Raw genomic sequence first — 23115 nt, 5'->3', positions numbered from 1 at the left:
TAGTCTCCGGCCATGGGCGATCCTGAGCACCTCGACGATATCGATCGGATCCTGGTGCGTGAGCTGGTCGCCGACGGCCGTGCCACCTTGGCGCACCTGGCCAGCACCGCGGGCCTCTCGGTCTCGGCGGTGCAGTCGCGGGTGCGCAGGTTGGAGACCAGGGGAGTGGTCACCGGGTACACCGCGCGCGTCAACCCAGAAGCCGTCGGCCACCTGCTGTCGGCGTTCGTCGCCATCACCCCTCTCGATCCCTCTCAACCCGATGATGCGCCCGCCCGCCTGGAACACATAACGGCCATCGAGGCATGTCACTCGGTGGCCGGCGAGGAAAGCTACGTGCTGTTGGTGCGTGTCGAGTCCGGACGGGCACTAGAAGAGCTGCTGCAACAGATCAGGACTGCGGCGAATGTGCGGACGCGAAGCACCATCATCTTACAGACTTTTTACGCAGGACGCGACTTCATACCGGAATAGTTCCTGTTTGAACGCGACACGACCGTAAAAAATACGTTATGGTGGCGATCATGACTGCCGTTCTCACGACGCAGGAGTCTGCGTCCACCGCCCGCCGCGACATCGCACCCGCACAGGTGCACGACGTGCTGGGCCGCAACATCCTCGCCGACGGGATGGACCTCGTTCTCGACCTCGAGCGGTCGCGCGGCTCCTACCTCGTCGACGCGCGCGACGGCAGGCGCTACCTGGACATGTTCACGTTTTTCGCCTCGTCGGCCTTGGGGATGAACCATCCCGCACTGGCCGATGACGACGGTTTCCGGGCGGAACTCGCCGAAGCCGCGGTGAACAAGCCGAGCAACTCCGATATCTACACCGTGCCGATGGCCCGGTTCGTCGACACTTTTGCGCGTGTCCTTGGCGACCCGGCCCTGCCGCACCTGTTCTTCGTCGACGGCGGGGCGCTGGCTGTCGAGAACGCCCTCAAGGTCGCATTCGACTGGAAGAGCCGCCACAACGAGGCCCGTGGGATCGACCCGGCCCTTGGCACCAAGGTGCTGCACCTGCGCGGTGCCTTCCATGGCCGCAGTGGGTACACGCTGTCACTGACGAATACCGACCCGAACAAGGTGGCCCGCTTCCCGAAGTTCGACTGGCCGCGGATCGACGCACCCTATGTCCGGCCCGGTGCGAATACTGCTGACCTTGAAGCCGAATCGCTGCGCCAGGCCAGGGCGGCCTTTGAGGCGGCGCCACACGACATCGCGTGTTTCCTGGCCGAACCCATCCAGGGGGAAGGCGGCGACCGGCATTTCCGGCCGCAGTTCTTCGCCGCGATGCGCGCGATGTGCGACGAGTTCGACGCGTTGCTGATCTTTGACGAGGTGCAGACCGGATGCGGTCTGACCGGAACTCCGTGGGCCTTCCAGCAGCTGGGTGTGCGGCCCGATGTGGTGGCATTCGGCAAGAAGACCCAGGTGTGCGGTGTGATGGCCGGCGGCCGGGTCGACGAGATTGCCGACAACGTCTTCAACGTCAGCTCGCGAATCAACTCCACCTGGGGCGGCAACCTCGTCGATATGGTCCGGGCGCGACGCATCCTCGAAACCATCGAAGCCGAAAGGCTTTTCGAGCGCGCAGTGGACCATGGTCGCTATCTGATGGCACGTCTGGATGAGCTCGCCGGGGAATTCCCGGCGACGGTGCTCGACGTCCGGGGTCGGGGACTGATGTGTGCGTTCAGCCTGCCGACGGCCGCTGAGCGCGACGCCTTGATCGCGCGGCTCTGGGACAACGGCGTGGTGATGCTGGCCAGCGGCGAGACCAGCGTCCGATTCCGTCCGGCGCTGACGGTGTCGCAGGATGAGCTGGATATCGCCATCGGCGCAGTGCGCGAAGCGATTTCATAGATTCAGCGCAGCGCCGTCCGGATGGCTGAGCGCAGCTGCGGCAGTTCGGTCCCGCCGACCAGCGCGCAACCGTGCAGCTCGGCGAGTTTGCGGGCGGCCGGGGTGAAGCCCTGATTGGTCACCACCATGGTCCTGGTGCAGCCCTGCATCGGGGCGCCGGCGACCACCTCCTGCACGGCGCCGGGCCCGACCGGGCGCCCGAGGCGTTTGCATTGGATGGCCAGCCGATCGGGGCGGTCGCCGACGATCAGGTCGACCCCCCAGTCGCCGGACAGGGGAGTCATGATCACCGGGACGCCGCAGGTGCGGGCCACCTGCGCGACATAGTCTTCGAATTGCGTTCCCGACATCGCCTCAGCGGGGCGTTCCCGCGCTCCTGGTGTGCGGGCTCCGGTGAGCGCACCGCGCAGGAAATGTGGCGCGCCCAGAACGGCCGCGGCCACCCCTGCTCCGGTGGCCAGACTCCACCACGGACTGACCCCTGAAGCGAAGGCGCCGATTCCGGCCGCCAACCCGATCAGCACGCACACTTTCACCTGCACGGCGCCGATCGTAAATCCCACCGCCGACATGAGGGCCTATCGTGAGGTCATGAGCGTCTCTGCGCGTGAACGTGCCGCCCTCGTCGCGACCCTACGTACCGTCGGCCCCGATGCCCCCACCCTCTGCGAAGGGTGGACGGCCAAGGATCTGGCCGCCCACCTCGTCCTGCGGGAGCGCCGCCTTGACGCCACGGCGGGTATCGCCTTCAAACCGCTGGCCGGTTACACCGCGAAGGTGCAGGACCGGATCGCGGCGAGCACGCCCTGGGACGTGCTGGTGGATCAGATCGCTGCGGGCCCACCGCTGTACTCGCCGTTCAAACTGCTTGATCCGCTGGTGAATGCGACCGAGATGTTCGTCCACCACGAGGACGTGCGTCGGGCGCAGCCGGACTGGACGCCTCGTGAGCTCGACCAGGACACCTTGACCGCGGTGAGCCGACCGCTGCCGATGCTCGGCCGCATCGGACTGACGAAGGTGCCCGCGCGGTTGACACTGCAGACACCCGACGGCCATTCCGTGCTGACCACGGGTAAGGGGCCGGAGGTGGTGGTCACCGCCGATCCTGCGGAGCTGCTGCTGTTCACCTTCGGTCGCAACGCCGTGCACGCCGATTTCAGCGGCGATCCGGAGGTGATCTCTGCGGTCAAGGCCGCAAAGCGGGGTCTGTGACCCCACGCCATACCCGGGCCGGCGACATCGGCAGCTGACGCAGCCGCAGGCCGGTCGCATCCTTGATGGCGTTGGCCAGTGCGGGCGCGACGGGGTTGTAGGGCGACTCGCTCATCGACTTCGCGCCCATCGGACCGAGTTCGTCATAGGTATCGGCGAAGTACACCTCGGTCACCGGCAGATCCGCCAGCTGTGGAATGTGGTAGTTACGCAGTTCCTTGGTGAGGACTTCGCCATCAGGGCCGGTCAGGATCTCCTCATACAGGGATGATCCGATCGCTTGTGCGACACCACCTTCCACCTGACCTCGGCATTGTTGTGGGTTGATCACCACCCCCGCGTCAGCTGCCTGCACCGACTGCAGGATCACCACCACACCCGTTTCGATATCGACCGCGACACGAAAGCCTTGCACGTTGAATGCCACCGATCGCGGCGTGCCGTCGTGGTGGCCGGTACCCGTCAAGGGGCCCTCGGCGCAGAGATCGCCGAAATCGACGAATCGGTCACCGCATTGCACACCGTGAGGCCCGAGCTCGCAGCGATGGTGCGGCGTATGCGTCAGCGCGGCAGCGGTATCGGTGAGTAAGGAGCGCAGGTCGCGGCACGCGTTCTGCACAGCCATCCCAGCCACCACCGTCCCAGCCGAACCGAAGGCCCCGGTATCGTACCCACCGCCATCGGTATCGGACTGGCGCAACATGATTCGATCCGCGGTGGTGTGCAGTTCGGTCGCGGCGATCTGGGTGTGCACCGTGGAGGTGCCGTTGCCGAACTCGGCGGTACCCACGGACAGCACGTACTCCCCGTCACCGGAAAGCGTGATCGTCGCGTCCGCGAAATGGCCGCGGGGTGGGATGGTGGCGATCATCGACAGGGCGACACCGGTGCCGATACGCCACTGCGGACCCTCCGGCGGTGTGACGGCGGGGTTGCCTCCCGCCCAGCTGCCCAAAGCTGCTTCGGTCAAGTCAAGACACTGATCGAGCCCGTAGCTGCCGAACGTCAAATCATCTCGCAGAACATGGGAGTCGACGAAATCGTCGCCGGGCACCACCACGTTGCGCCGACGCATGTCGAAGGGATTGATCCCCAACTGTTCTGCGAGTTCGTCGATCGCCGATTCCACGGCCCAGATGATCTGGCCGAGGCCGTACCCGCGGAACGCACCCGACGGCAGGTTGTTGGTGTACACCGCCTGGGCATCGACGCGCTTGTTGGGGCATCGGTAGACCGCGATGGATTCGCCACAGCCGTGGAACATCACACCGGGACTGTGGTTTCCGTAGGCACCAGCGTCGGTCAACACATCGACACCCAACGCGGTGAGTATCCCGTCGGCGTCGGCGGCCATGGTGATATCGACGCGAAATGGGTGCCGGCACGGAGCGAGCGTGAATTGGTCCGAGCGGGTGAACTCATAACGCACCGGACGGCCAAGTCGCAATACTGCCAACGCAACCAGGTCCTCGGTGAGCATTTCTTGTTTGGCGCCGAAACCCCCTCCGACCCGTTTGGTGAACACCTGCACGTCGTCGCGGGCCAAGCCGAAGATGTGCGCCAACTCGTCGCGAATCAGGAACGGCACCTGCGAGCTGGTGCGGATCACCAGCCTGCCGGTGGCATCGTCTCGCCAGCCGGTACAGCCGTGTGTTTCCAGATGGGCGTGCTGCACGCGCTGGGTCTGCCAGCGACCGGTGACCACCGCCCCGCCCGCGGAGTGGGCCGCGGCGATACCGGCCTCGATATCGCCTACGCCGCCGTGCAAGTCGGCGACGGTATTGCGTGATACGTCAGCGATGCGCGAGGCCGTGTCCTTACCGTTGTGCACCAACGGTGCGCCCGGCTGCCGCGCAAGCTCGGGGTCGTATACCGCAGGCATCGGATCGTACTCGACGATGATTGCGCGACAAGCTTTTTCGGCGGTAGCGAGGTCATCGGCGACGACAGCGGCCACCCGCTGGCCGACGAAGCGCACCGTGTCGTCGAGCACAAGGGTGTCATCGGGATCGTCGAGCCGGTTGTCGTGGCGGGCAGTCGAGAAAGCCACCACGGGACTATCCCGGTGGGTGAGCACCAGCCGAACACCCGGAATCGCCTCCGCTGCCGTGGTATCGATGGAAAGAATCCGTGCGGCCGGCAAGGGGCTGGGTAGTACCGCCAGGTGTAGCAGGCTCGATGGTGTCCCGTCGGGCCAGAAGTCCATCGTGTACTGCTCGGTTCCGGTGACCACGCCCAGGCCTGCCGGCGCGCTGATCGATCGTCCGACATCGGCTGACTGCGCGGGCTTTTCGGTGTTTCCCTTACCGTCGAGTGCGTCGGTGATGGCGCGGTATCCCGTGCACCGGCAGAGGTTGCCTTTCAGATTGCGGGGCAGGTCGGCGAGCTGTTCGGGCGTGAACGTCGACGCGGTCGTCACCATGCCCGCGGTACAGAAACCGCACTGAAATCCGCCCGCTTCCAGGAACTGTCGCTGGACCGGATGCAGATCGGCCGGTGTGCCGAGCCCGGCCACTGTGGTCACGTCGTGCCCATCGGCGCGGTAGGCGGGGAAGATGCAGGAGTGCACAGGTGCACCGTCGACCAGGACCGAGCACGCGCCGCAATCGCCTGCGTCACAACCTTTCTTGACCTCGAAGTGACCGTGATCGCGCAGATAGGTTCTCAGACACTGACCGCTGCGCGGGTGGTTCGGCCGCTCGGCACCGTTCACGCGGATCGTCATCGCAGCTCCGCGCGGATCTGTTCGGCGAGCACCAGGGAGACCGCTGCGCGCCAGTCCGGATCACCATGGGCGTCGATGGTCCATGCGTCATCGGGAATGGTCGCGTGGGCGGCCTGAAGTGCCGCGGCGTCCGGGACAGTGGCGAATTCGAACGTAAACGGGCGCACGGTGGCAGCGGTGATCGACAGGACGAAGCGCCCGCCGTCGGCAGGAGTGTCGCGGCGACCGATGACGATGATGCTGGAGCGCCCCAGCGGCGACGGTGCCAGCTTGCGAAACGCTGTGCTGGCGCGCAGCGCGGCGGCGGGCAAATGCACCGACCGAAGCACGTCGCCGGTGGTGAGGATGTTGGTGGCGGAGCCGGTGACGAATTCGGTCACCGGCACGGTGTACTCAGAACCGTCGGCGCGCCAGACGGTCACCGTTCCGTCCAGGGCGGCGGCCAACGAGATCATTGCTCCGGCGGGAAAGGACAGGCAGATATTGCCGCCGACGGTGGCGGTGCGCCACACCTTGAACGACGCGAGCAGAGCCGTACAGCATTGATGCAGCAGCGGCGAGGCCGACCAATCCGGTTGCAGCCCCGGCAACTCGCCCGAAAGTGTGGACACCTGCTCGATGGTGCAGGTGGCGGCCAGCTCAATACCGTTCTCGCGCACTGTGATCGGTGGCCATCCCAGCGCGGTGACATCGACCAACCTGCGCAGGTGAATCTGCGGCTCAGAGAAGAGCCAGGTGCCACCGGCCAGCACCGCGGCATCGGGGCCCAGTGGCCAGACGTCATCGCGGCACGTCGGCACGTCGATCACCTCGACGGTGTTGAGGTCCACATGGCAACGCTAGTCAACCTGGGGCGGTGCCGCACCGTGACCGAAAGTGCAATCTGGGGGTTGCACTCGCCGATGGGCATGTGCAATGCTGTGGTTGCATATCGGACACGTCATCGAGGAGGCCATCATGACCACGTTGGACATCACCAGGACCATCGACATCCACGCCCCGGCGAAAAAGGTGTGGGCAGCGATTACCGACCCGGCGCTGATCGCGCAATGGTTCGGCGATACAGCCGAATTCGTCGCAGAACCGGGGGCCAGGGGCGAGTTCGGCTGGGCTGATCACGGTGGCGCCTTCCGCATCCTCGTCGAACACGTCGAGGAGCCCACCACGTTGGTGTATCGCTGGGCCCGGGAGTTCGACGTTGACCCCGAGCCGGGCAACTCCACGCTGGTGCGCTTCGATCTCGAAGAGATCCCACAGGGCACTCGGCTCACGGTCTTCGAGACCGGTTTCGAAGCCCTGCCCGACCCGCAAGGTGCCCACGACGGGAACACCACGGGCTGGCGGGCCGAACTGGGGGAGCTGGTCGCGTTCGTGGAAGCGAAGGAGGCGGCGCTCTCTTGACGTCGTCGGGGGTGGGTGTGCCCGCGGTGTTCGGCATCCTCGCCGATGAAACACGGTGGAGCATCCTCACCGAACTCGGTGCCCAGGATCTGTCGGCGAGCGCACTGGCCGGGCTGCTGCCGGTCAGCCGCCAAGCCATCGCCAAACATCTCACTGTGCTCGCCGGCGCCGGTCTGGTCGAGTCTGTGCGCGTCGGTCGGGAGATCCGCTACCGTGCGCTCGGCGGCCGGCTCAGCGCGCTCGCTGGTGAGTTGGAAGCCATCGGTCGACTGTGGGATCGACGCCTGGCGGCGATCAAACGCATCGCCGAGGACATGGATTGACCGCACCCGCGCGCGTCGTCAGGTCGATCTGGCGTTTCCGTGTTTGCCGTCGCCGCCGACCGGGAATACTGGGGTCCTCATGAAGGCGAGGACCATGGCAACCACGCGCAGTTCATCACGGCGCTCCCGTGACGACCGTCTGGGTCGTGAGGATGACGACGTCCGCGCCGCCATCCGGTTCGCCGCATTGGCTTCGGTTGCCGGCATCGCATTCCTTGTTATCGCTGCCCTCTGGGTCAGCACCTGCGGTACCGCCGACGTCGACACCGTCGCTTGCGGGGTGCCGCAGCGCACTCTTCTTGGCCTTGGCGCGCCCGCTATTTTGCTCGGCAGTGCAGTCTGGGCGTTTGTCCGTACCTACCAGACCTGGCGCGAAGAGCGCACCTGGTGGGGCTGGCAGGGCGCCGGCTGGTTCCTCATGACGCTGATGTTGCTGGCACTGACCACCGGATTTCCCACCCTCGCCGGGCCGGCGCTGAGTTAACCCTCGCTACCAGTAGCCAATCCCCTCCACACGTGAATCGAGTCCCGCGGCGGTGGCGCTCTATCCCACCGCCGCGGCTGCACCTCGCGCAGCGCGCGCCACTACAGGCCCGGTCGGAACGTCGACCGGGCCTGTAGTGGGTAGCGGCCTTGCGCCGCAAAGGCATTGGAGAACGCAGTGATGTGCGCCGAAGTCGTACCGGACGGTTTTGCCTTGGTCGTGATCTGGGTATGGCAATCCGCATCATGACTTCACAGCGCAGCGCCGCAGGCCATTACAGGGCCGTGAGTGACCGGTATTTACTGCCATCGAATGATGGCAGTATCGGACGAGGTCGGCGGGGAGGGGCGATCGGTCTGGCCGGTCCGTCACCCGGAGCCGGTCGAGCCGACACCCGACACTATGTAGATGGAGGGCACCGCCTTGGTTAGCAGGCCTGACAGCTGGGGTAACCTCGGTTCGATATCGCCGGGAGGCAGGCACATGTCCGACGCTCACAACAGCGACCAACCTCACGTTCGCAGCCCGCGGGCGGTCGAAGTCAGGGTCTCTGCACAACTGGAGAATCTTGCTGTCGTCCGCACACTGATCGCTGCGGTCGGTACGTTCGAAGATCTCAATCTGGACGCTGTCGCCGACCTTCGACTGGCCGTCGATGAAGCGTGCACCCGGCTCATCCGGTCGGCCTCGCCTGACTCCACCCTGGTCCTGGTGATCGATCCCAGTGCCAGCGAGGTGGTCATCGATGTGTCGACGACCTCGACCGCCGAGGACATCTTGACGCCAGGCAGTTTCAGCTGGCACGTCCTGACTTCCCTGACCGATGATGTCCGGACCTTCCGCGACGGTGCTGATCTCAATCCGGTGTTCGGGATCTCGATGACGACGAGACGAGTGAGCCCCGCCAGGTGACACCACCCGCGTCCCGCGGATCGTCCTCACGATCGACTTCTGAGTACGCCGACGTTCCTGATCGTTTCCGGGAGCTGGCGGCTCTGAAGGAAGGTTCCGCGGAATTTCAGCGTCAGCGCGACAGCATCGTCGAACGGTGCCTGCCGCTGGCTGACCATATCGCCCGCCGTTTCGATGGCCGTGGTGAACCGCATGACGACCTGGTTCAGGTAGCTCGCGTCGGACTGGTCAACGCGGTGATCCGGTTCAACGTCGACGCCGGGTCGGATTTCGTGTCGTTCGCGGTCCCGACCATCATGGGGGAGGTCCGCAGACACTTCCGCGACAACAGTTGGTCGGTGAAGGTCCCGCGACGGCTCAAGGAGCTGCACCTGCAGCTTGGCGCGGCCACCGCTGAGCTGTCCCAACGGCTCGGGCGGGCCCCCACCCCGACAGAACTCGCCGAACTGCTGGACATGGACCGCGACGAGGTGGTCGAGGGCCTGGTGGCCGGCAGCTCCTACAACACCCTGTCGATCGACAGTGGCGGCAGCGGCAGCGAGGATGCACCGGCTATCGCCGACACCCTCGGCGATGTCGATGCCACTTTGGATCAGATCGAGAACCGCGAAGCCCTGCGGCCGCTGCTGGAATCGCTGCCCGACCGCGAGCGCGCGGTGGTGGTGTTGAGGTTCTTCGAGTCGCTGACCCAGACCCAGATCGCCGAACGCATCGGGGTGTCCCAGATGCACGTCTCGCGACTGCTGGCCCGGGCGCTGACCCGCCTGCGCGACCAGCTGGAGTAAGTGCGGCTCGATACCGGGCGCGCGCCAAGGATTCTCGCCGTCAACCCACTGGAGTGAGCGGCCCACCCATGATGTTGCCGACGATGCCGGCGATGATGCCGCTGCCGTCTTCGCTGCGCAGGCCTTCGTACCACGCGGCCGTGATGAGCGGATCCTTGGCATGGGTGACGTCACAGCGCTTGCGCGCGCGGAGCACCAGATCGCCCGCCCGTTCCGTGCGCGACGCGGCGTAGGCCGCCAGAGCGGCCCGCGCATCGCCGGGATGGTCGCGCAACGCCCACTGCAGTGCAATGGCATCCTCCATGGCCGAGCAACCACCCTGGCCGATATCCGGCGTCGTGTTGTGCGCGGCATCGCCGAGCACCGCGACGCGGCCCTTGGTCCAGGTGTCGAACGGGTCGAGGTCCAGGATCTCGACCCGGTTGGTGGTCAGCGGGTCGAGGGCGTCGATCAGCTTCTGCACGCCGGGCGCCCAGTCGTGAAAATGCGAGCGCAATACCTCACGCGCGCTGCCCTTCTCGTAGGGCATTCCCGCGGCTTCGACGACGTCGAAGAAGAAATAGAACCTGCCCTCGGCGACGGGCATCACCGAAACCCGTTTACCGTCACCGATATACGTGGTCCACTCGGTAGCGGGGCCGATCTCCTCATCGACCGTGACCAGTCCGTTGAAGTTGACGTAACCGGCATACCGGCGGCTGGCGGGTTTACCGAGGATGTACTCACGGGTGATCGAGCTCGCGCCGTCGGCGCCGATGATGACATCGGCGGTAGCAGTTGAGCCGTCGGCGAACGTCGCGGTGGCGTGGTCGGGGCCGTCTTCGACGGCGACCATCTTCATGCCGAAATTGATCGCGTCGAGGCCGTAGGCCGCCATCAACATCGACTGGAGTTCGGCGCGGGCGATGGGATAGGGCCGCTGGCCCACTTCGTCGATCAGCGGCTGCATCGAGAAGCGGCACATCGTCTCGCCGGTGTGGGCGTCGACGTAGCTCATGCTGTTGACGATGCCGCCGATCGCTGCGGTCTCCGCCTCCAACCCAAGGTAATTGAGGCATTTGACGCCGTTGGACCATACCGAGATCGCGGCACCGACCGGCTTGTTCTCGGTCACCCGCTCAAAGACCTCGGTCTCGACACCGATCTGTCGCAGCGCGATGGCTGCGCACATACCGCCCATGCCGGCACCGATGATGACCGCTTTCACCGCACCCTCAGCTTCCTCGATAGGTTGAATACGCATACGGGGACAGCAGCACCGGAACGTGGTATTTCCCTGCGGGATCGGAGATCTCGAAGGCGATCACGATCTCCGGGTAGAAGCCGACGATGCCCTGGGCGACGAAATATGCCGCCGTATCGAAGGTGAGGCGGTACACCCCCGACAGTTCCTCGGCGGTGAGGCTCCCGATGCGACCGTCCTGATCGGTGACGGACTGGGTGATCAACGCGCCCGTGGAATCGGTCAGGGTGACCGGCACCGCCACGGCGGGCTGGCCGGTCACGGCGTTGAGGACGTGCGTGCTGACATGGGTCATGATGGGGATCCTTGTGCCTGGGTGGGCGGCTCGCTGAGTAATCGCATCAGCCGCAACCGGTTGATCTTGGCCAGCTCGCTACGCATCACCCGGCGCTCGGTGTCGGCATCGTTGTCCAGACGCTCGGTGAGAATATCGAGCAGCTCCTCGGCCGAGCGGCCGCTGGCGCACACCAGATACACGTAACCGAACGTATCGTCGTACTCGCGATTCTTCACGGCCAGTGCAGCTTTGACCGCGTCGCCGGCAGAGGTGACGGCGGCCTGCTCGCGTGCCGAGGACGCATTGTCGACATTGGCCCCGATGCGTGGATGGCCGTCCAGTGCCGCATCGATTTCGGCGTCGGGGAGTTCGGCCAGTACCCGGTCGGCACGGTCAAGCAGCGCGTCCACACTGCGGAACTCACCACCGGCGAGCACCCGTCGGGCCCAGATCGTCGACGAGCACACGCCGAACAGCAGGTTCATCCGCTGGCGATCGGTCAGCCGGTTGAAACCGTTGAGGCCCAACGGCTCTCGGTGCAGCCCTGGGTTGGTCATCTACTGCAGTTCGTTGAGTCGACTGAAGCGGGCCGCGGCGATCGGGTTGGCATCGGCCACCAGATCGTCGAATCGGTAGTTGGCGATCTTGGCGATCTCGATCAGGGCGAACGCCTTCTCGGCGGGAGCCGAGTTGTCCATCCGGGACCAACCGTTTTTGAGCACCCGGTCGAAGTGCTCGGTCTCGCGGGCGCAGATCACCAGCGGGAAGCCGAAGTGCTCCCGGTAGGCGCCGGCCAGCTCGACGACGTCATTGTGGTCTTCCTCGGCCAGGTTGCTCAACGCGACGTGGTCGACGGCAAGGGTGTGGCCGGTTTCATCTTCGGCGCCCAGATCGGGGAACGTGTTGATCAACGCGAGTTGCTGTTCCGATGAGCCGGTCAGTACCGCGTCCTGGAATGCCTCGCGCAGCGCCTGGGCGTCGGCGTAGGGGCGCTGTTGGAAGGCCCGCTCGATCGCCCACGGAATGTCCTGCACCACATGTCCGAACACCTCGGAGAAACGTTCCTCGGTCATCGAGTTCACCTCGTCAAGGGTAATGGTGCCGCCGCCGGCCACCCGCGGACCCTTACTGATGCCGAGGTGAAAGAAGACCACGTTGAGCAGGATCGCGGCGATGGCACCGATGCTGATCCCACTGCCGAACAGCAGGTCGACACCCGGCGGCAGGGCCTTGGCGACATCCGGATAGGACGTCACCCACAGCGCCAGCGCCAGGCTGGTGGTGACGATGATCAGGTTGCGGTGATCGGTGAAATCCACCTTGCCCAGCGTCTGGATGCCGACGACGGCGACGGTGGCGAACAGCGTCAGCGCAGCGCCGCCGAGCACGGGGTTCGGGATCGACGACACGATGGCGGCCACCTTGGGGAGGAAGCCCAAGATGATCATGATGACGCCGGCGGCGGCCACCACCCACCGACTCTTGACCCCGGTCAGGCGGACCAGGCCGACGTTTTCCGAAAACGCCGTGTAGGGAAACGAGTTGAAGATGCCGCCGATCACGGTGGCCAAACCGTCTGCCCGCAGCACGTTGCCGATATCGGAGGCCTTGATGCGCTTGCCGACGATCTCGCCGGTGGCCATCGTGCTTCCGGTGGACTCGACGGCGGTGATCAGCAGAATGATGATCATCGTGATGCAGGCGACGATGTCGAATTTGGGCATCCCGAACAGGAACGGCTGGGTGAAGCCGATCGGCGCTGCCGCCCCGACCTTGTCGAAATTCATATCGCCGAGGGCGAACGCCACCGCGCAACCGATGACCAAGCCGAGCAGCACCGCGATGGTGGCCATAAAGCCGCGGAAGAGCCGCTGGATCGCGACGATCACCGCAATGGTGCCCAGCGCGTAGAGCAGCCAGCGAATATTGGTCGGATCGTGTTCGCCGGTATGCGGATTGGTGACGGCGTCGCCGGCGCCGACCGGTACCAGGCACAGTCCGATGATGGTGATCAACGTGCCTGTCACCACGGGCGGAAAGAACCGCAGCAGTCGCACGAAGATGGGTGCGATCAGGAAGGTGAAGATGCCCGCGACGATCACCGCGCCGTAGACGTACAGCAGGCTCGACGCACCGCCGCCGTGGGCCAGGCTGATCGCGATGATGGGGGAGACCCCCGCGAACGTCACGCCCTGCAACAGCGGTAACCGGACGCCGACCTTCCAGAACCCGACCGCTTGGATGATCGACGCGATGCCACAGGTGAACAGGTCCGCGGTGATCAGCTTGACGAGGTCCGCCTGCGGGAGCTTGATCGCGCTGGCGATGATGATCGGTACCAGGACCGCGCCGGCGTAGAACGCCACCACATGCTGGAAGCCGTAGGTCGCCAGTTTGGGTAGCGCAAGCACCTCGTCGACCGGGTGGATGCGCTTCTTCTGGGTATCGGTGACCGAGCCGTCCGCTGGGGTAGACACAGCTCAAGAATCGACCAGGTTCACAATGTTCGCATGTCGAAGCCGGATGCCACCGTCGGGGTCCTGCTGGCCGCCGGTGCTGGAACTCGTTACGGAATGCCGAAAGTACTTGCAGCGCAGGGAGAATGGCTGAACATTGCGGTCGCTGCGCTGCGGGAGGGCGGTTGCGACGAGGTGGTGGTGGTGCTGGGTGCTGCCGTCGTCGACGTGCCTGCACCGGCCCGCGCTGTCATCGCTGAACGGTGGGCCGACGGGATGGGCGCGTCACTGCGGGCTGGTTTGGCAGCGGCCCACGATGCACGCCGGGTGGTCCTGCATCTGGTGGACACCCCCGATATCGGGCCCGACGTGGTGCGGCGCGTGCTGGCTGCGGCCGATGACAGCGCGACCGGGTTGGTTCGGTCGTCCTACGGGGGTCGGCCCGGTCATCCGGTGGTGATCGCTGCGTCGTACTGGCCGGAGCTGGTGGCCTCGTTGCACGGTGACCAGGGTGCCCGGCAATTCCTCGCGGTGCACAGCCACGACGTCGTCGTCGTCGAATGTGGCGATCTGGCGACGGGTGCCGATATCGACGTGCCGCAGTGCTAGGTGTGCACCCGGATATTCAGCACTTCTGAGGCGTAGCGGCGCACGGTGTCTTCGGCCATGGCCGCTGCGTCTTCGTGGCCCGGTCGTGCCCTGCTGTGCATGTAGGCCGACACCGGGTTCAGCGTGATCTCGGCGAGCAGCTCTCCGGTGCTCGGTTCACACACCGCCCAGGTGTAGCGGGTGTCATCGGCCCATGCGTCGCTGGCGTCATCGATGTAATCGAGGTCGGACTCGCCGAGGTCGGCTAGTGCTGGGCGGTCATCGACCCGGTCGTCGTAGCGCAGTGCGCGCAGATACCACTGGCCGTTGTTGATCTCGACAGGATCCATGGTCTCAGCGTCTCACGTCTTCCTAGACTCATCCCCATGAAGATCACTGTGATCGGGGCCAGCGGGCTCATCGGTACCAAAGTCGTCGAAATACTCACGGCGGCGGGCCATCAGGTCATCGGAGCGTCGCGCCGCACCGGGGTGGATGTACTGACGGCCGAAGGTCTCGGTAAGGCCCTGGGGGGCGCAGAAGTCGTGGTCGACGTCGCCAACTCGCCATCGTTCGACGACGACGACGTGCTGCGGTTCTTCACCGTGTCCACCACGAATCTGGTTGAGCTGTCCCGGGCCGCGGGGGTGGGGCACTACGTGGCGCTGTCGATCGTCGGGGTGGACCGCCTGCCCGAAAGTGGTTACATGCGTGCCAAGCTCGCCCAGGAGACGCTGATCATCGACTCGGGGCTGCCATACACGATCGTGCGGGCCACGCAGTTCCAGGAATTCGCCGCCGCCATCACCGCGTCGCTGACCGTCGGCTCCGAGGTTCGGGTGCCCGATGCGCGTATCCAACCGATCGCCGCCGACGACGTTGCCGCCGAGGTGGCCCGTGTCGCCGAAGGCCCGGCGTTGAATCGCATCGTCGACATCGGTGGACCGGCCAAGATCAGCTTCGCCGAGATGGCCCGCGGTGTGCTCGCCGCCCAAGGCGCGAACACACCCGTCGTCATCGACCCGTCGGCCACCTACTTCGGTACGCCGGTCGACGACCACAGCCTGGTGACCGGCGGCTAGGTCAGTCCTTGATCTCGGCGACGACGGTGCCCTGAGTGACAGCCGCGCCGGCCTCCACCGCGAGCCCCGTGATGGTGCCATCCTTGTGCGCCACCACCGGGTTCTCCATCTTCATCGCTTCCAGCACCACGATGAGATCGCCGGTGACGACCTGCTGACCCTCTTCGACGGCCACCTTGACCACGGTGCCCTGCATGGGTGCGGTCACCGCGTCACCGGAAGCTGCGGCACCTGCGTGTGCACCACGCTTGCGGGCCTTGGGCTTCTTGCGAATGGCACCGCTGGCACTGGCGACTCCGCCGCCACCGATCGCAAGGTCACCGGGGAGTGACACCTCAAGGCGGCGACCGCCGACCTCGACGACGATCGACTGCCGCGGCGCGGTGTCTTCATCATCGAGGGGTGCGCCGGAGGTGAAGGGTTCGACGGTGTTGTCCCACTCGGTCTCGATCCAGCGGGTGTGCACGGTGAAACCGTTCTCGTCGCCGATGAACGCCGGGTCCGATACGACCGCGCGGTGGAACGGGATGACCGTGGCCAGGCCCTCGACATTGAATTCGGCCAGTGCGCGACGCGAACGGTCCAGTGCTTCTTCGCGGGTGGCGCCGGTGACGATCAGCTTGGCCAGCATCGAGTCGAACTGTCCGCCGATCACCGAACCGGTCTCGACACCGGAGTCCAGGCGGACACCGGGGCCGGTCGGCGGGTCGAACAGGGTGACGGGTCCCGGCGCGGGAAGGAAGCCACGGCCGGCGTCCTCGCCGTTGATGCGGAACTCGAAGGAGTGACCGCGGGGAGTCGGATCCTCGGTGATGTCCAGTGCCTCGCCATTGGCGATCCGGAACTGCTGGCGGACCAGGTCGATGCCCGAGGTCTCCTCGGTGACCGGATGTTCCACCTGCAGGCGGGTGTTCACCTCGAGGAAGCTGATCAGACCGTCCTGGCCGACCAGGTATTCGACGGTGCCCGCCCCGTAGTAACCGGCTTCCTTGCAGATGCGCTTGGCCGACTCGTGGATCTCTTTGCGCTGGGCGTCGGTGAGGAACGGAGCAGGAGCTTCCTCCACCAGTTTCTGGAAGCGGCGCTGCAGTGAGCAGTCGCGGGTGCCCGCGACGACGACGTTGCCGTGGGTATCGGCGATCACCTGAGCCTCGACGTGGCGCGGCTTGTCCAGGTAGCGCTCGACGAAGCATTCGCCGCGACCGAAGGCCGAAATGGCTTCACGGGTGGCGGAATCGAACAGCTCGGGGATCTCTTCGATGGTGCGGGCGACCTTCATGCCACGACCGCCGCCGCCGAAGGCGGCCTTGATCGCGATCGGTACGCCGTACTCCTTGGCGAACGCGACGATCTCGTCGGCATCCTTCACGGGTTCGGGGGTGCCCGGGACCAGCGGCGCCTGCGCGCGGGCCGCGATGTGGCGCGCGGTGACCTTATCGCCGAGATCGCGGATCGACTGCGGGCTGGGCCCGATCCAGATCAGGCCGGCGTCGAGCACGGCCTGAGCAAAATCGGCGTTCTCGGAGAGGAACCCGTAACCGGGGTGGATCGCGTTGGCGCCGGACTTGGCCGCCGCGTCGAGGATCTTGTCGAAGACCAGGTACGACTCGGCCGAGGTCTGGCCGCCAAGGGCGAACGCCTCATCGGCAAGCCGTACGTGGGGGGCATCAGCGTCGGGTTCGGCGTACACCGCAACGCTGGCCAGGCCGGCATCCTTGGCCGCGCGGATCACCCGGACCGCGATCTCGCCGCGGTTGGCGACGAGAACCTTGGAGATGCTCGAACTGGCATGACTAGGCACTGCGCCTCCTGATGGCATGTCTCTAAGAAATCACTTTAAGAATCGTTCCGGGGCAGTTTAAGCGTCGCGCCTAGGACCCGAGCCAGGCGGTCTGGGTTACTGCTCGGTAGGTTTGGTCACGCTTGCTGTAACCGCCGCTTGATCCGGGTCAGCATCGCCGACATTCCGCGCAGGCGTAGCGGGCTGATCAGCGCGGCAAGGCCCAGAGCGGAGTAGAAATCGTCGGGCACGGCCAGAATGTCCGCGGCTGATTGACCGTCGAGGCCGGTCGCCAGAATCGACGCGAACCCGCGTGTCGTTGGTGCCTCGGGCGGGGCACTGAAGTACAGCCGAACCTTGGCCGGATCGCTCGCGTCAACGTGCAGGAACAACGGCGACTGGCATTCGGGCACCGGTTCCATCGACGCTTCTTCGAGCTCCGCGGGCAGATCGGGCAGCTCCCCGGAGAATTCGAGGAGCAGCGCCAACTTGTCCTGGCCGGCCATCTCGGCGAATTCGGCGACCACCTCGGCCAGCGGCGCGGGCAGGCGGCTGGAATCAGACATGGCTAGGCCAGGCCTGCCGGGACTTCACCTGGTTCGGTACCGGTGGTGATCGGCACCCGCACGGTGTTACCCCATTCCGTCCAGGAACCGTCGTAGTTGCGGACGCCCGGGACGCCGAGGAGATGGGTCAGCACAAACCAGGTGTGACTGGACCGTTCGCCGATCCGGCAGTAGGCGATGATCGGCTTGTCCGGGTCCGCCGTCGCGAACGCGTAGACCGCGTCGAGTTCGGCGCGGCTGCGGAACCGGCCACTGTCCTCGGCGGCTTTGGCCCACGGCACCGATACCGCGGTCGGGATATGACCGCCGCGCAGCGCCCCTTCCTCGGGGTAATCCGGCATATGGGTGCGTTCGCCGGTGTACTCCAGCGGGGACCGCACGTCGATCAGGGTCTGAGAGCCCAATGTGGAAAGGACATCGTCTTTGAACGCTCGGATCGGGGCGTCCTCGCGCTGGACGACGGGGTAGCCCTTGGTGGTCCTGGACGGTACGTCCAAGGTGGTGTCGCGGCCGTTGGAGACCCACAGATCGCGTCCGCCGTCGAGCAGCCGGACATCCTCGTGCCCGAACAGGGTGAAAACCCACAGCGCGTAGGCGGCCCACCAGTTGCTCTTATCGCCGTAGATCACCACGGTGTCGGAGCGGGAGATGCCCTTGCGGTTCATCAGGTCGGCGAACTGCTCGCCGTCGATGTAATCGCGCACCTCGGGGTCGTTGAGGTCGGTGTGCCAGTCGATCTTGATCGCACCGGGGATGTGGCCGACGTCGTAGAGCAGGACGTCCTCGTTGGACTCCACAATGGCCAGGCCCTTGGTGCCCAGGTGGGCCGATAACCAGTCGGCGGTCACCAGGCGTTCGGGATGGGCGTAGGCCGCCAAAGCGGGGCTGGGATCTGCGGGGATGGGCACGAGGAGAGCCTACCGGTGCTGGGTTACGTCGCCGGTTGTCCCGCTGCCCAGAAATCGGCGACGGACAGTCCACAGTCAGCGGCCAGCCGTCGAAGCAACGGCAGGCTCAGCCCGACCACGTTGGACGGATCGCCATCGATCCGCGTGATGAACCATCCGCCGAGCCCGTCGAGTGTGAACGCACCCGCCACCCCTAGGGGTTCGCCGCTGGCGAGATAGGCATCGAGTTCCTGTGCTGTTGGCACGCCGAAATGGACTGTGGTGGTGCCACATTCGGATACCTTTGCGATAACACCGCCGTTGCGCAGGCGGAGCACGCAGTGACCGGTTTGCAGCGCACCGGCCTGGCCCGCCATCGACTCCCACTGGGCCTTGGCTGCCGCGACGGTGCCTGGCTTCCCGCGCAGCTCACCGTCGACGAACAGCATCGAATCACCGCCCACCACAACGCAATCGGACGCGATATCGGCAGGCAGGCGATCAACGACGTCCTCGGCCTTGGCGATGGCAAGTGCGGTGACGATCGCCTCTGGCGGGGAGCCGGCCTGCGCGGCGATGATGGCGTCCTCATCCACCTCGGAGACGATGACGAACGGCTCGACCCCGGCGCCGCGGAGCACTCTGCGACGACCGGTGGATGCTGAGGCCAGCACCAGCCGAGTCATCGGCGCATGTGGGTCCGTTCCAACAGCGTGACGGTCTGCCAGCTGGCGACGCCGTAGCGGAGCTTGTCGACGGGGTGGCCCCACGGGTTGAGTTCCTGCGGACCCGGTTCGGGACTGCCCCCGCCTGCTGCGCTGAGCACGGCGACCAGGGCGGCCACGTCGTCGTCGGTCGGCTTGCCCTTGACGATCCGAATCTCCGGCATCGACGTCGGCGCCGGATTGTCGATCGTCATATCGCGTGGGTCACTGACCTCGGTGATATCGGCGTCGTGGTTCATGCGGCAGTCCTTCTAGGTCGGCACAGGGTCATATCACAGCGGGATATTGCCGTGCTTCTTCGGCGGGATCTGGCTGATCTTGCGTTCCAGGAGCCGCAGCGACGTGGCGATGTATCCGCGGGTGTGCGACGGCGGGATGACGGCGTCGACATATCCGCGCTCGGCGGCAACGTAGGGATTGACCAGGGTGTCTTCGTAATCCTGCTGCAACTCCAACCGCAGCGCGTCAACGTCTTCGCCGTTCTTGGCCGCTTCCTTGAGCTGGCCGCGATACACGAAGCCGACGGCACCGGAGGCACCCATCACGGCGATCTGAGCGGTCGGCCAGGCGAGGTTGACGTCGCAGCCCATGTCCTTGGAGCCCATCACGCAGTACGCGCCACCGTAGGACTTGCGGGTGATGACGGTGATCTTCGCGACGGTGGCCTCACCGTAGGCGTAGAGCAGCTTGGCGCCGCGCCGGATGATGCCGTTGAACTCCTGATCGGTGCCAGGCAGGAAGCCGGGTACGTCGACCAGCATGATGATCGGGATATTGAAGCAGTCGCAGGTGCGGACGAACCGGGCCGCTTTTTCGGAGGCGTTGATGTCCAGGCAGCCGGCGAACTGGGTGGGCTGGTTGGCGACGATGCCTACCGGGCGACCCTCGATCCGACCGAACCCGACGAGGATGTTCGTGGCGTAGCCCTGCTGCACTTCGAGGAATTCGTCATCGTCGAGGATCCGGGTGATCACCTCGTGCATGTCGTAGGGCTGATTGGGGGAGTCCGGAATCAGTGTGTCCAGTTCGAGGTCTTCCTCGGTGAGGTTGTCCTCGATGGCACCGGGGTGCGGCGGCGCGGGGTACCGCGGCGGCTCGGCCGCGCTGTTGGGCGGCAGGAACGACAGCAGATCGCGGACGTACTCGAATGCATCCTGCTCACCGGAGGCGACGTAGTGCGCGGTGCCGGATTTCGCCATGTGGGTATGGGCGCCACCGAGTTCTTCCATCGTGACTTCTTCGCCGGTCACGGTCTTGATGACGTCGGGCCCGGTGATGAACATCTGGCTGGTCTGGTCGACCATGATGACGAAGTCGGTCAGCGCGGGAGAGTAGACGTGACCGCCTGCGGCGGCACCCATGATCAGCGAGATCTGGGGGATGACACCCGAAGCCAGGATGTTGTTGCGGAAGATCTTGCTGTACAAGCCAAGTGAGACCACACCCTCTTGGATGCGGGCGCCGGCACCGTCGTTGATGCCGATCAGCGGGCGGCCGGTTTTGATGGCGAGTTCCTGCACCTTGACGATCTTCTCGCCGTAGACCTCACCGAGGCTGCCGCCGAACACCGTGGCGTCCTGGCTGAAGATGCAGACATCGCGGCCGTCGATGGTGCCGTAGCCGGTCACCACGCCGTCTCCGACCGGTCGGTTCTCGGCGAGGCCGAAGTTGGTGCTGCGGTGCTTGGCCAGCGCATCGAGCTCGACGAACGTGCCCTCGTCGAGCAGGGCGTAGATGCGTTCGCGGGCGGTCAGCTTGCCCTTGGCGTGCACCTTCTCCACGGCCGCTTCGCCGACCGGATGCAGCGCCTCTTCGGCGCGCTTACGCAGGTCGGCCAGCTTGCCGGCGGTGGTGTGGATGTCGATCTCATTCGCCGCGGAAGGTTCGGTGACACTGGTCATGGCGTCGATGGTATCGGCGGTATGGCCTGGCGCGACCTATGACCCCTTCCTGATGGCGATCTGTTCCTGGGCAACCTGTTCCTGGGCAACGGCGTGCCGGTATTCGGCGTCGCCGTTCTGGCCCTGTGGCGCTGACTGCCGCCAGCTACGTCGAGGTGGCCGCGCGTAAGGCCGCCGCCTGAGGTCATCCGCGAAGGCCCAGGCCGTTCTTTGGAAGGCGGTCTCGAGTCGCTCCTCCAGACGCGAACAAGATCAATTCGATAGCTCATCTTGCTGCTTGGCGGCGTAAAGATCGTCGAACCGGTCCACAGTCGCCCGCCATGGGGCTAGTGTCGAGGTTCGGAGGATAGCAAAGTGGAGAACTTGTGAGTGTCCTAGAAACTGACGCTCTGGTAGCAAACGAGGTAGCCAAGCACACGCGGCTCGTGCCATGGCGCACGAAGTATGCACAGGCGTTGGCAGTCATTGATGTGTTCGGGGTGCTCACAGCGGTGGCAGTCGCTCAATGGCTGCGCTTTGGCCGTTTGCCCGGCGCTGCTTCGGCGCCGTCCCAGCGGGTGATGGACTATGTCGTCTCGGTCGCCATCGCGGGCGCCTGGCTGATCCTGTTGTCGATCTACCGGGCGCGGTCGCCGCGCGTCATCGGCGATGGTGCCGAAGAGTATCGGCGGGTATGGCTGGCCACGATCTCGGTGTTCGGCGGTGTGGCGATCGTGTCGATGTTGTTCAAGTTGGAGATTGCCAGGGGCTATCTGATGATCGCCCTGCCGGTGGGCACGGTTCTTCTGCTGGCCGGTCGGCATGCGGCGCGCAGCGTGGTCAAACAACGGCGCAAGACAGCGGGAAACTGCATGACCAGAGTGCTCGTGGTGGGCACCGCTCCAGCCGTACGCGATCTGGTGCACTGCCTCAGCCGCGACGTGGCCAATGGATTCGAGGTGGTCGGGGCCTGTGTGCAGGGATCGATCCCGCGCACCGAGATCGATATCGCCGGAGTCGGTCCGATCCCGGTCTGGGGCGCCGAAGACGAGGTGGTCAGGGCACTGACCGAGACGCGCTGCGAGGCGGTCGCGCTGACCACGACGGAGACCTTCGACGGGCGCGGAATCCACGATCTGTCATGGGAATTGGAGCATCGTGGGATCGACTTGATGGTCGCTCCCGGTGTGGTCGATGTGGCAGGTCCGCGACTGACGATGCGACCGGTCGCTGGATTTCCGCTGATACACGTGGAGAAACCTCAATACAACGGCGCCAAGCGGTTCGAGAAGCGGGCGTTCGACGTGGTCTTCGCGGGCCTGGTTCTGCTCGGCACCCTCCCGTTGCTACTGGCTGTCGCCGCCGCAGTGAAACTCACCAGCAAGGGTCCGGTGTTCTATCGCTCAGAGCGGATAGGCCGCGACGGTAAACCGTTCCAGATGATCAAGTTCCGCACGATGGTCGTCGACGTGCATCGGCTGCTCGGTTCCCTCGCGGCGCTCGGCGACAGCGACCTGCTGGGTGAGCTGCGCGGGGATCCGCGGGTCACGCCCCTGGGGCGGCTTCTGCGCAAGTACAACGTGGACGAACTACCGCAGTTCATCAACGTCCTCAAACGCGATATGAGCGTGGTGGGCCCACGCCCGTCGCTGGCGGCTGAAGTCGTCACCTACGACCAGTACGTTGAGCGGCGTTTGCTGGTGCGACCGGGCATCACGGGGCTGTGGCAGGTCAGTGGCCGCACCAAATTGTCGTTCGAAGACTCGGTTCGCCTCGACCTCTTCTACGTGGAGAACTGGTCGATGATGGCCGATCTGCGCATCGTGGTGAAGACACTGCGCCGCTGACCGTGCGCGGCGGCCGAGCAGGAGAGTGGCGATGCCATCGGTTGGCCCACTGGCGAGCCCCACAGCTGCGTACA

General features: G+C 65.4%; 25 protein-coding genes. 11 read left to right on the top strand and 14 right to left on the bottom strand.

Features of this window, described 5'->3' with window-relative positions; translation table 11 throughout:
* Positions 1–12: 12 nt before the first annotated feature.
* Together ADBZ9O_RS26115 and lat are read left to right on the top strand one after the other, a co-directional pair.
* The gene (locus ADBZ9O_RS26115) at positions 13–474 is read left to right on the top strand and encodes an Lrp/AsnC family transcriptional regulator (protein WP_526525994.1); all 462 of its coding nucleotides are present in this window, start codon (positions 13–15) and stop codon (positions 472–474) included.
* A gap of 50 nt (positions 475–524) precedes the next feature.
* Positions 525–1865 (top strand): L-lysine 6-transaminase, encoded by a 1341-nt coding sequence (gene lat / locus ADBZ9O_RS26110; protein WP_526525992.1) that lies wholly within the window; start codon positions 525–527, stop codon positions 1863–1865.
* Between the two features lie 2 nt (positions 1866–1867).
* On the opposite strand, the gene ADBZ9O_RS26105 is transcribed toward lat, so the two are convergent.
* The gene (locus tag ADBZ9O_RS26105) at positions 1868–2416 is read right to left on the bottom strand and encodes a restriction endonuclease (RefSeq protein WP_526533516.1); all 549 of its coding nucleotides are present in this window, start codon (positions 2414–2416) and stop codon (positions 1868–1870) included.
* A 40-nt stretch (positions 2417–2456) separates the two neighbouring features.
* Here ADBZ9O_RS26105 and ADBZ9O_RS26100 point away from each other — a divergent pair, with 40 nt between their 5' ends.
* The gene (locus tag ADBZ9O_RS26100; protein WP_526525991.1) at positions 2457–3080 is read left to right on the top strand and encodes a TIGR03085 family metal-binding protein; all 624 of its coding nucleotides are present in this window, start codon (positions 2457–2459) and stop codon (positions 3078–3080) included.
* Here the strand turns inward: ADBZ9O_RS26100 and ADBZ9O_RS26095 are convergent.
* Together ADBZ9O_RS26095 and ADBZ9O_RS26090 are read right to left on the bottom strand one after the other, a co-directional pair.
* On the bottom strand, positions 3055–5805 hold the full coding sequence (locus ADBZ9O_RS26095; RefSeq protein ID WP_526525990.1) for a molybdopterin-dependent oxidoreductase: 2751 nt from the start codon (positions 5803–5805) through the stop codon (positions 3055–3057). The genes ADBZ9O_RS26100 and ADBZ9O_RS26095 overlap by 26 nt on opposite strands.
* On the bottom strand, positions 5802–6635 hold the full coding sequence (locus tag ADBZ9O_RS26090; protein ID WP_526525989.1) for an FAD binding domain-containing protein: 834 nt from the start codon (positions 6633–6635) through the stop codon (positions 5802–5804). Before ADBZ9O_RS26090 ends, ADBZ9O_RS26095 begins: the two co-directional genes overlap by 4 nt.
* A 127-nt stretch (positions 6636–6762) precedes the next feature.
* On the opposite strand from ADBZ9O_RS26090, the gene ADBZ9O_RS26085 reads away from it, so the two are divergent.
* The 5 genes from ADBZ9O_RS26085 to ADBZ9O_RS26065 all read left to right on the top strand — a co-directional run bounded on the left by ADBZ9O_RS26085 (position 6763) and on the right by ADBZ9O_RS26065 (position 9710).
* On the top strand, positions 6763–7206 hold the full coding sequence (locus tag ADBZ9O_RS26085; RefSeq protein WP_526525988.1) for an SRPBCC family protein: 444 nt from the start codon (positions 6763–6765) through the stop codon (positions 7204–7206).
* Positions 7203–7529, top strand: coding sequence for an ArsR/SmtB family transcription factor (locus ADBZ9O_RS26080; RefSeq protein WP_526525987.1), 327 nt, complete (start codon positions 7203–7205; stop codon positions 7527–7529). The genes ADBZ9O_RS26085 and ADBZ9O_RS26080 overlap by 4 nt, the downstream gene beginning before the upstream one ends.
* 94 nt (positions 7530–7623) lie before the next feature.
* Entirely contained in the window at positions 7624–8013 is a 390-nt protein-coding gene (locus ADBZ9O_RS26075) for a hypothetical protein (RefSeq protein ID WP_526525986.1), read from the top strand.
* A gap of 483 nt (positions 8014–8496) precedes the next feature.
* Entirely contained in the window at positions 8497–8925 is a 429-nt protein-coding gene (locus ADBZ9O_RS26070; RefSeq protein ID WP_526525984.1) for an ATP-binding protein, read from the top strand.
* The gene (locus tag ADBZ9O_RS26065; protein WP_526525982.1) at positions 8922–9710 is read left to right on the top strand and encodes an RNA polymerase sigma factor SigF; all 789 of its coding nucleotides are present in this window, start codon (positions 8922–8924) and stop codon (positions 9708–9710) included. Before ADBZ9O_RS26070 ends, ADBZ9O_RS26065 begins: the two co-directional genes overlap by 4 nt.
* Before the next feature lie 40 nt (positions 9711–9750).
* Here the strand turns inward: ADBZ9O_RS26065 and hpxO are convergent, their stop codons facing one another.
* The 4 genes from hpxO to pbuX form a co-directional block, all read right to left on the bottom strand.
* Positions 9751–10917: an FAD-dependent urate hydroxylase HpxO gene (gene hpxO / locus ADBZ9O_RS26060; RefSeq protein ID WP_526533514.1), complete on the bottom strand. Its 1167-nt coding sequence runs from the start codon at positions 10915–10917 to the stop codon at positions 9751–9753.
* Positions 10918–10924: 7 nt separating this feature from the next.
* Positions 10925–11248 (bottom strand): hydroxyisourate hydrolase, encoded by a 324-nt coding sequence (gene uraH, locus ADBZ9O_RS26055; RefSeq protein ID WP_526525980.1) that lies wholly within the window; start codon positions 11246–11248, stop codon positions 10925–10927.
* The gene (gene uraD, locus ADBZ9O_RS26050) at positions 11245–11715 is read right to left on the bottom strand and encodes a 2-oxo-4-hydroxy-4-carboxy-5-ureidoimidazoline decarboxylase (protein ID WP_526533512.1); all 471 of its coding nucleotides are present in this window, start codon (positions 11713–11715) and stop codon (positions 11245–11247) included. The genes uraH and uraD overlap by 4 nt, the downstream gene beginning before the upstream one ends.
* A gap of 72 nt (positions 11716–11787) precedes the next feature.
* The gene (gene pbuX / locus ADBZ9O_RS26045) at positions 11788–13707 is read right to left on the bottom strand and encodes a PbuX/PucJ/PucK family nucleobase permease (RefSeq protein WP_526525978.1); all 1920 of its coding nucleotides are present in this window, start codon (positions 13705–13707) and stop codon (positions 11788–11790) included.
* A 33-nt stretch (positions 13708–13740) separates the two neighbouring features.
* On the opposite strand from pbuX, the gene ADBZ9O_RS26040 reads away from it, so the two are divergent.
* Positions 13741–14295: a nucleotidyltransferase family protein gene (locus ADBZ9O_RS26040; protein WP_526525977.1), complete on the top strand. Its 555-nt coding sequence runs from the start codon at positions 13741–13743 to the stop codon at positions 14293–14295.
* On the opposite strand, the gene ADBZ9O_RS26035 is transcribed toward ADBZ9O_RS26040, so the two are convergent.
* Positions 14292–14624 (bottom strand): hypothetical protein, encoded by a 333-nt coding sequence (locus ADBZ9O_RS26035; RefSeq protein WP_526525976.1) that lies wholly within the window; start codon positions 14622–14624, stop codon positions 14292–14294. The genes ADBZ9O_RS26040 and ADBZ9O_RS26035 overlap by 4 nt on opposite strands.
* A gap of 36 nt (positions 14625–14660) precedes the next feature.
* On the opposite strand from ADBZ9O_RS26035, the gene ADBZ9O_RS26030 reads away from it, so the two are divergent.
* Positions 14661–15356, top strand: a complete 696-nt coding sequence (locus ADBZ9O_RS26030) for an SDR family oxidoreductase (RefSeq protein WP_526525975.1) — start codon at positions 14661–14663, stop codon at positions 15354–15356.
* 1 nt (position 15357) lies between these two features.
* On the opposite strand, the gene ADBZ9O_RS26025 is transcribed toward ADBZ9O_RS26030, so the two are convergent.
* The 6 genes from ADBZ9O_RS26025 to ADBZ9O_RS26000 all read right to left on the bottom strand — a co-directional run bounded on the left by ADBZ9O_RS26025 (position 15358) and on the right by ADBZ9O_RS26000 (position 21215).
* Positions 15358–17157, bottom strand: coding sequence for an acetyl/propionyl/methylcrotonyl-CoA carboxylase subunit alpha (locus tag ADBZ9O_RS26025; RefSeq protein WP_526525974.1), 1800 nt, complete (start codon positions 17155–17157; stop codon positions 15358–15360).
* Positions 17158–17273: 116 nt separating this feature from the next.
* Entirely contained in the window at positions 17274–17702 is a 429-nt protein-coding gene (locus tag ADBZ9O_RS26020) for a SufE family protein (protein WP_526525972.1), read from the bottom strand.
* 2 nt (positions 17703–17704) lie between these two features.
* Positions 17705–18610 carry a sulfurtransferase gene (locus ADBZ9O_RS26015; protein WP_526525971.1) on the bottom strand — a complete coding sequence of 302 codons (906 nt, stop codon included), beginning with the start codon at positions 18608–18610 and terminating at the stop codon, positions 17705–17707.
* 23 nt (positions 18611–18633) lie between these two features.
* Positions 18634–19275, bottom strand: a complete 642-nt coding sequence (locus ADBZ9O_RS26010) for a Maf family protein (protein WP_526525969.1) — start codon at positions 19273–19275, stop codon at positions 18634–18636.
* On the bottom strand, positions 19272–19553 hold the full coding sequence (locus ADBZ9O_RS26005) for an acyl-CoA carboxylase epsilon subunit (protein ID WP_526525968.1): 282 nt from the start codon (positions 19551–19553) through the stop codon (positions 19272–19274). The genes ADBZ9O_RS26010 and ADBZ9O_RS26005 overlap by 4 nt, the downstream gene beginning before the upstream one ends.
* Positions 19554–19586: 33 nt before the next feature.
* Positions 19587–21215 (bottom strand): acyl-CoA carboxylase subunit beta, encoded by a 1629-nt coding sequence (locus ADBZ9O_RS26000; RefSeq protein ID WP_526525966.1) that lies wholly within the window; start codon positions 21213–21215, stop codon positions 19587–19589.
* A gap of 365 nt (positions 21216–21580) precedes the next feature.
* Between ADBZ9O_RS26000 and ADBZ9O_RS25995 the strand changes: the two genes are divergently transcribed.
* Positions 21581–23041, top strand: coding sequence for a sugar transferase (locus ADBZ9O_RS25995; protein WP_526525964.1), 1461 nt, complete (start codon positions 21581–21583; stop codon positions 23039–23041).
* The last annotated feature ends 74 nt before the right edge of the window (positions 23042–23115 follow it).

This window comes from Mycobacterium sp. (genome assembly GCF_965229105.1).
Classification (GTDB): Bacteria; Actinomycetota; Actinomycetes; order Mycobacteriales; family Mycobacteriaceae; genus Mycobacterium.
The sequence above is the reverse complement of the archived record's forward strand: the minus strand, read 5'-3'. Positions and strand labels throughout refer to the sequence as shown.

What these genes read in the sequence shown, in the direction of transcription:
- ADBZ9O_RS26115 (WP_526525994.1), top strand. Translation starts at nt 13, where the DNA reads ATGGGCGATCCTGAGCACCTCGACGATATCGATCGGATCCTGGTGCGT.
- lat (WP_526525992.1), top strand. Translation starts at nt 525, where the DNA reads ATGACTGCCGTTCTCACGACGCAGGAGTCTGCGTCCACCGCCCGCCGC.
- ADBZ9O_RS26100 (WP_526525991.1), top strand. Translation starts at nt 2,457, where the DNA reads ATGAGCGTCTCTGCGCGTGAACGTGCCGCCCTCGTCGCGACCCTACGT.
- ADBZ9O_RS26095 (WP_526525990.1), bottom strand. Translation starts at nt 5,805, where the DNA reads ATGACGATCCGCGTGAACGGTGCCGAGCGGCCGAACCACCCGCGCAGC.
- ADBZ9O_RS26085 (WP_526525988.1), top strand. Translation starts at nt 6,763, where the DNA reads ATGACCACGTTGGACATCACCAGGACCATCGACATCCACGCCCCGGCG.
- ADBZ9O_RS26075 (WP_526525986.1), top strand. Translation starts at nt 7,624, where the DNA reads ATGGCAACCACGCGCAGTTCATCACGGCGCTCCCGTGACGACCGTCTG.
- ADBZ9O_RS26070 (WP_526525984.1), top strand. Translation starts at nt 8,497, where the DNA reads ATGTCCGACGCTCACAACAGCGACCAACCTCACGTTCGCAGCCCGCGG.
- uraH (WP_526525980.1), bottom strand. Translation starts at nt 11,248, where the DNA reads ATGACCCATGTCAGCACGCACGTCCTCAACGCCGTGACCGGCCAGCCC.
- uraD (WP_526533512.1), bottom strand. Translation starts at nt 11,715, where the DNA reads ATGAACCTGCTGTTCGGCGTGTGCTCGTCGACGATCTGGGCCCGACGG.
- ADBZ9O_RS26040 (WP_526525977.1), top strand. Translation starts at nt 13,741, where the DNA reads ATGTCGAAGCCGGATGCCACCGTCGGGGTCCTGCTGGCCGCCGGTGCT.
- ADBZ9O_RS26035 (WP_526525976.1), bottom strand. Translation starts at nt 14,624, where the DNA reads ATGGATCCTGTCGAGATCAACAACGGCCAGTGGTATCTGCGCGCACTG.
- ADBZ9O_RS26030 (WP_526525975.1), top strand. Translation starts at nt 14,661, where the DNA reads ATGAAGATCACTGTGATCGGGGCCAGCGGGCTCATCGGTACCAAAGTC.
- ADBZ9O_RS26020 (WP_526525972.1), bottom strand. Translation starts at nt 17,702, where the DNA reads ATGTCTGATTCCAGCCGCCTGCCCGCGCCGCTGGCCGAGGTGGTCGCC.
- ADBZ9O_RS26010 (WP_526525969.1), bottom strand. Translation starts at nt 19,275, where the DNA reads ATGACTCGGCTGGTGCTGGCCTCAGCATCCACCGGTCGTCGCAGAGTG.
- ADBZ9O_RS26005 (WP_526525968.1), bottom strand. Translation starts at nt 19,553, where the DNA reads ATGAACCACGACGCCGATATCACCGAGGTCAGTGACCCACGCGATATG.
- ADBZ9O_RS26000 (WP_526525966.1), bottom strand. Translation starts at nt 21,215, where the DNA reads ATGACCAGTGTCACCGAACCTTCCGCGGCGAATGAGATCGACATCCAC.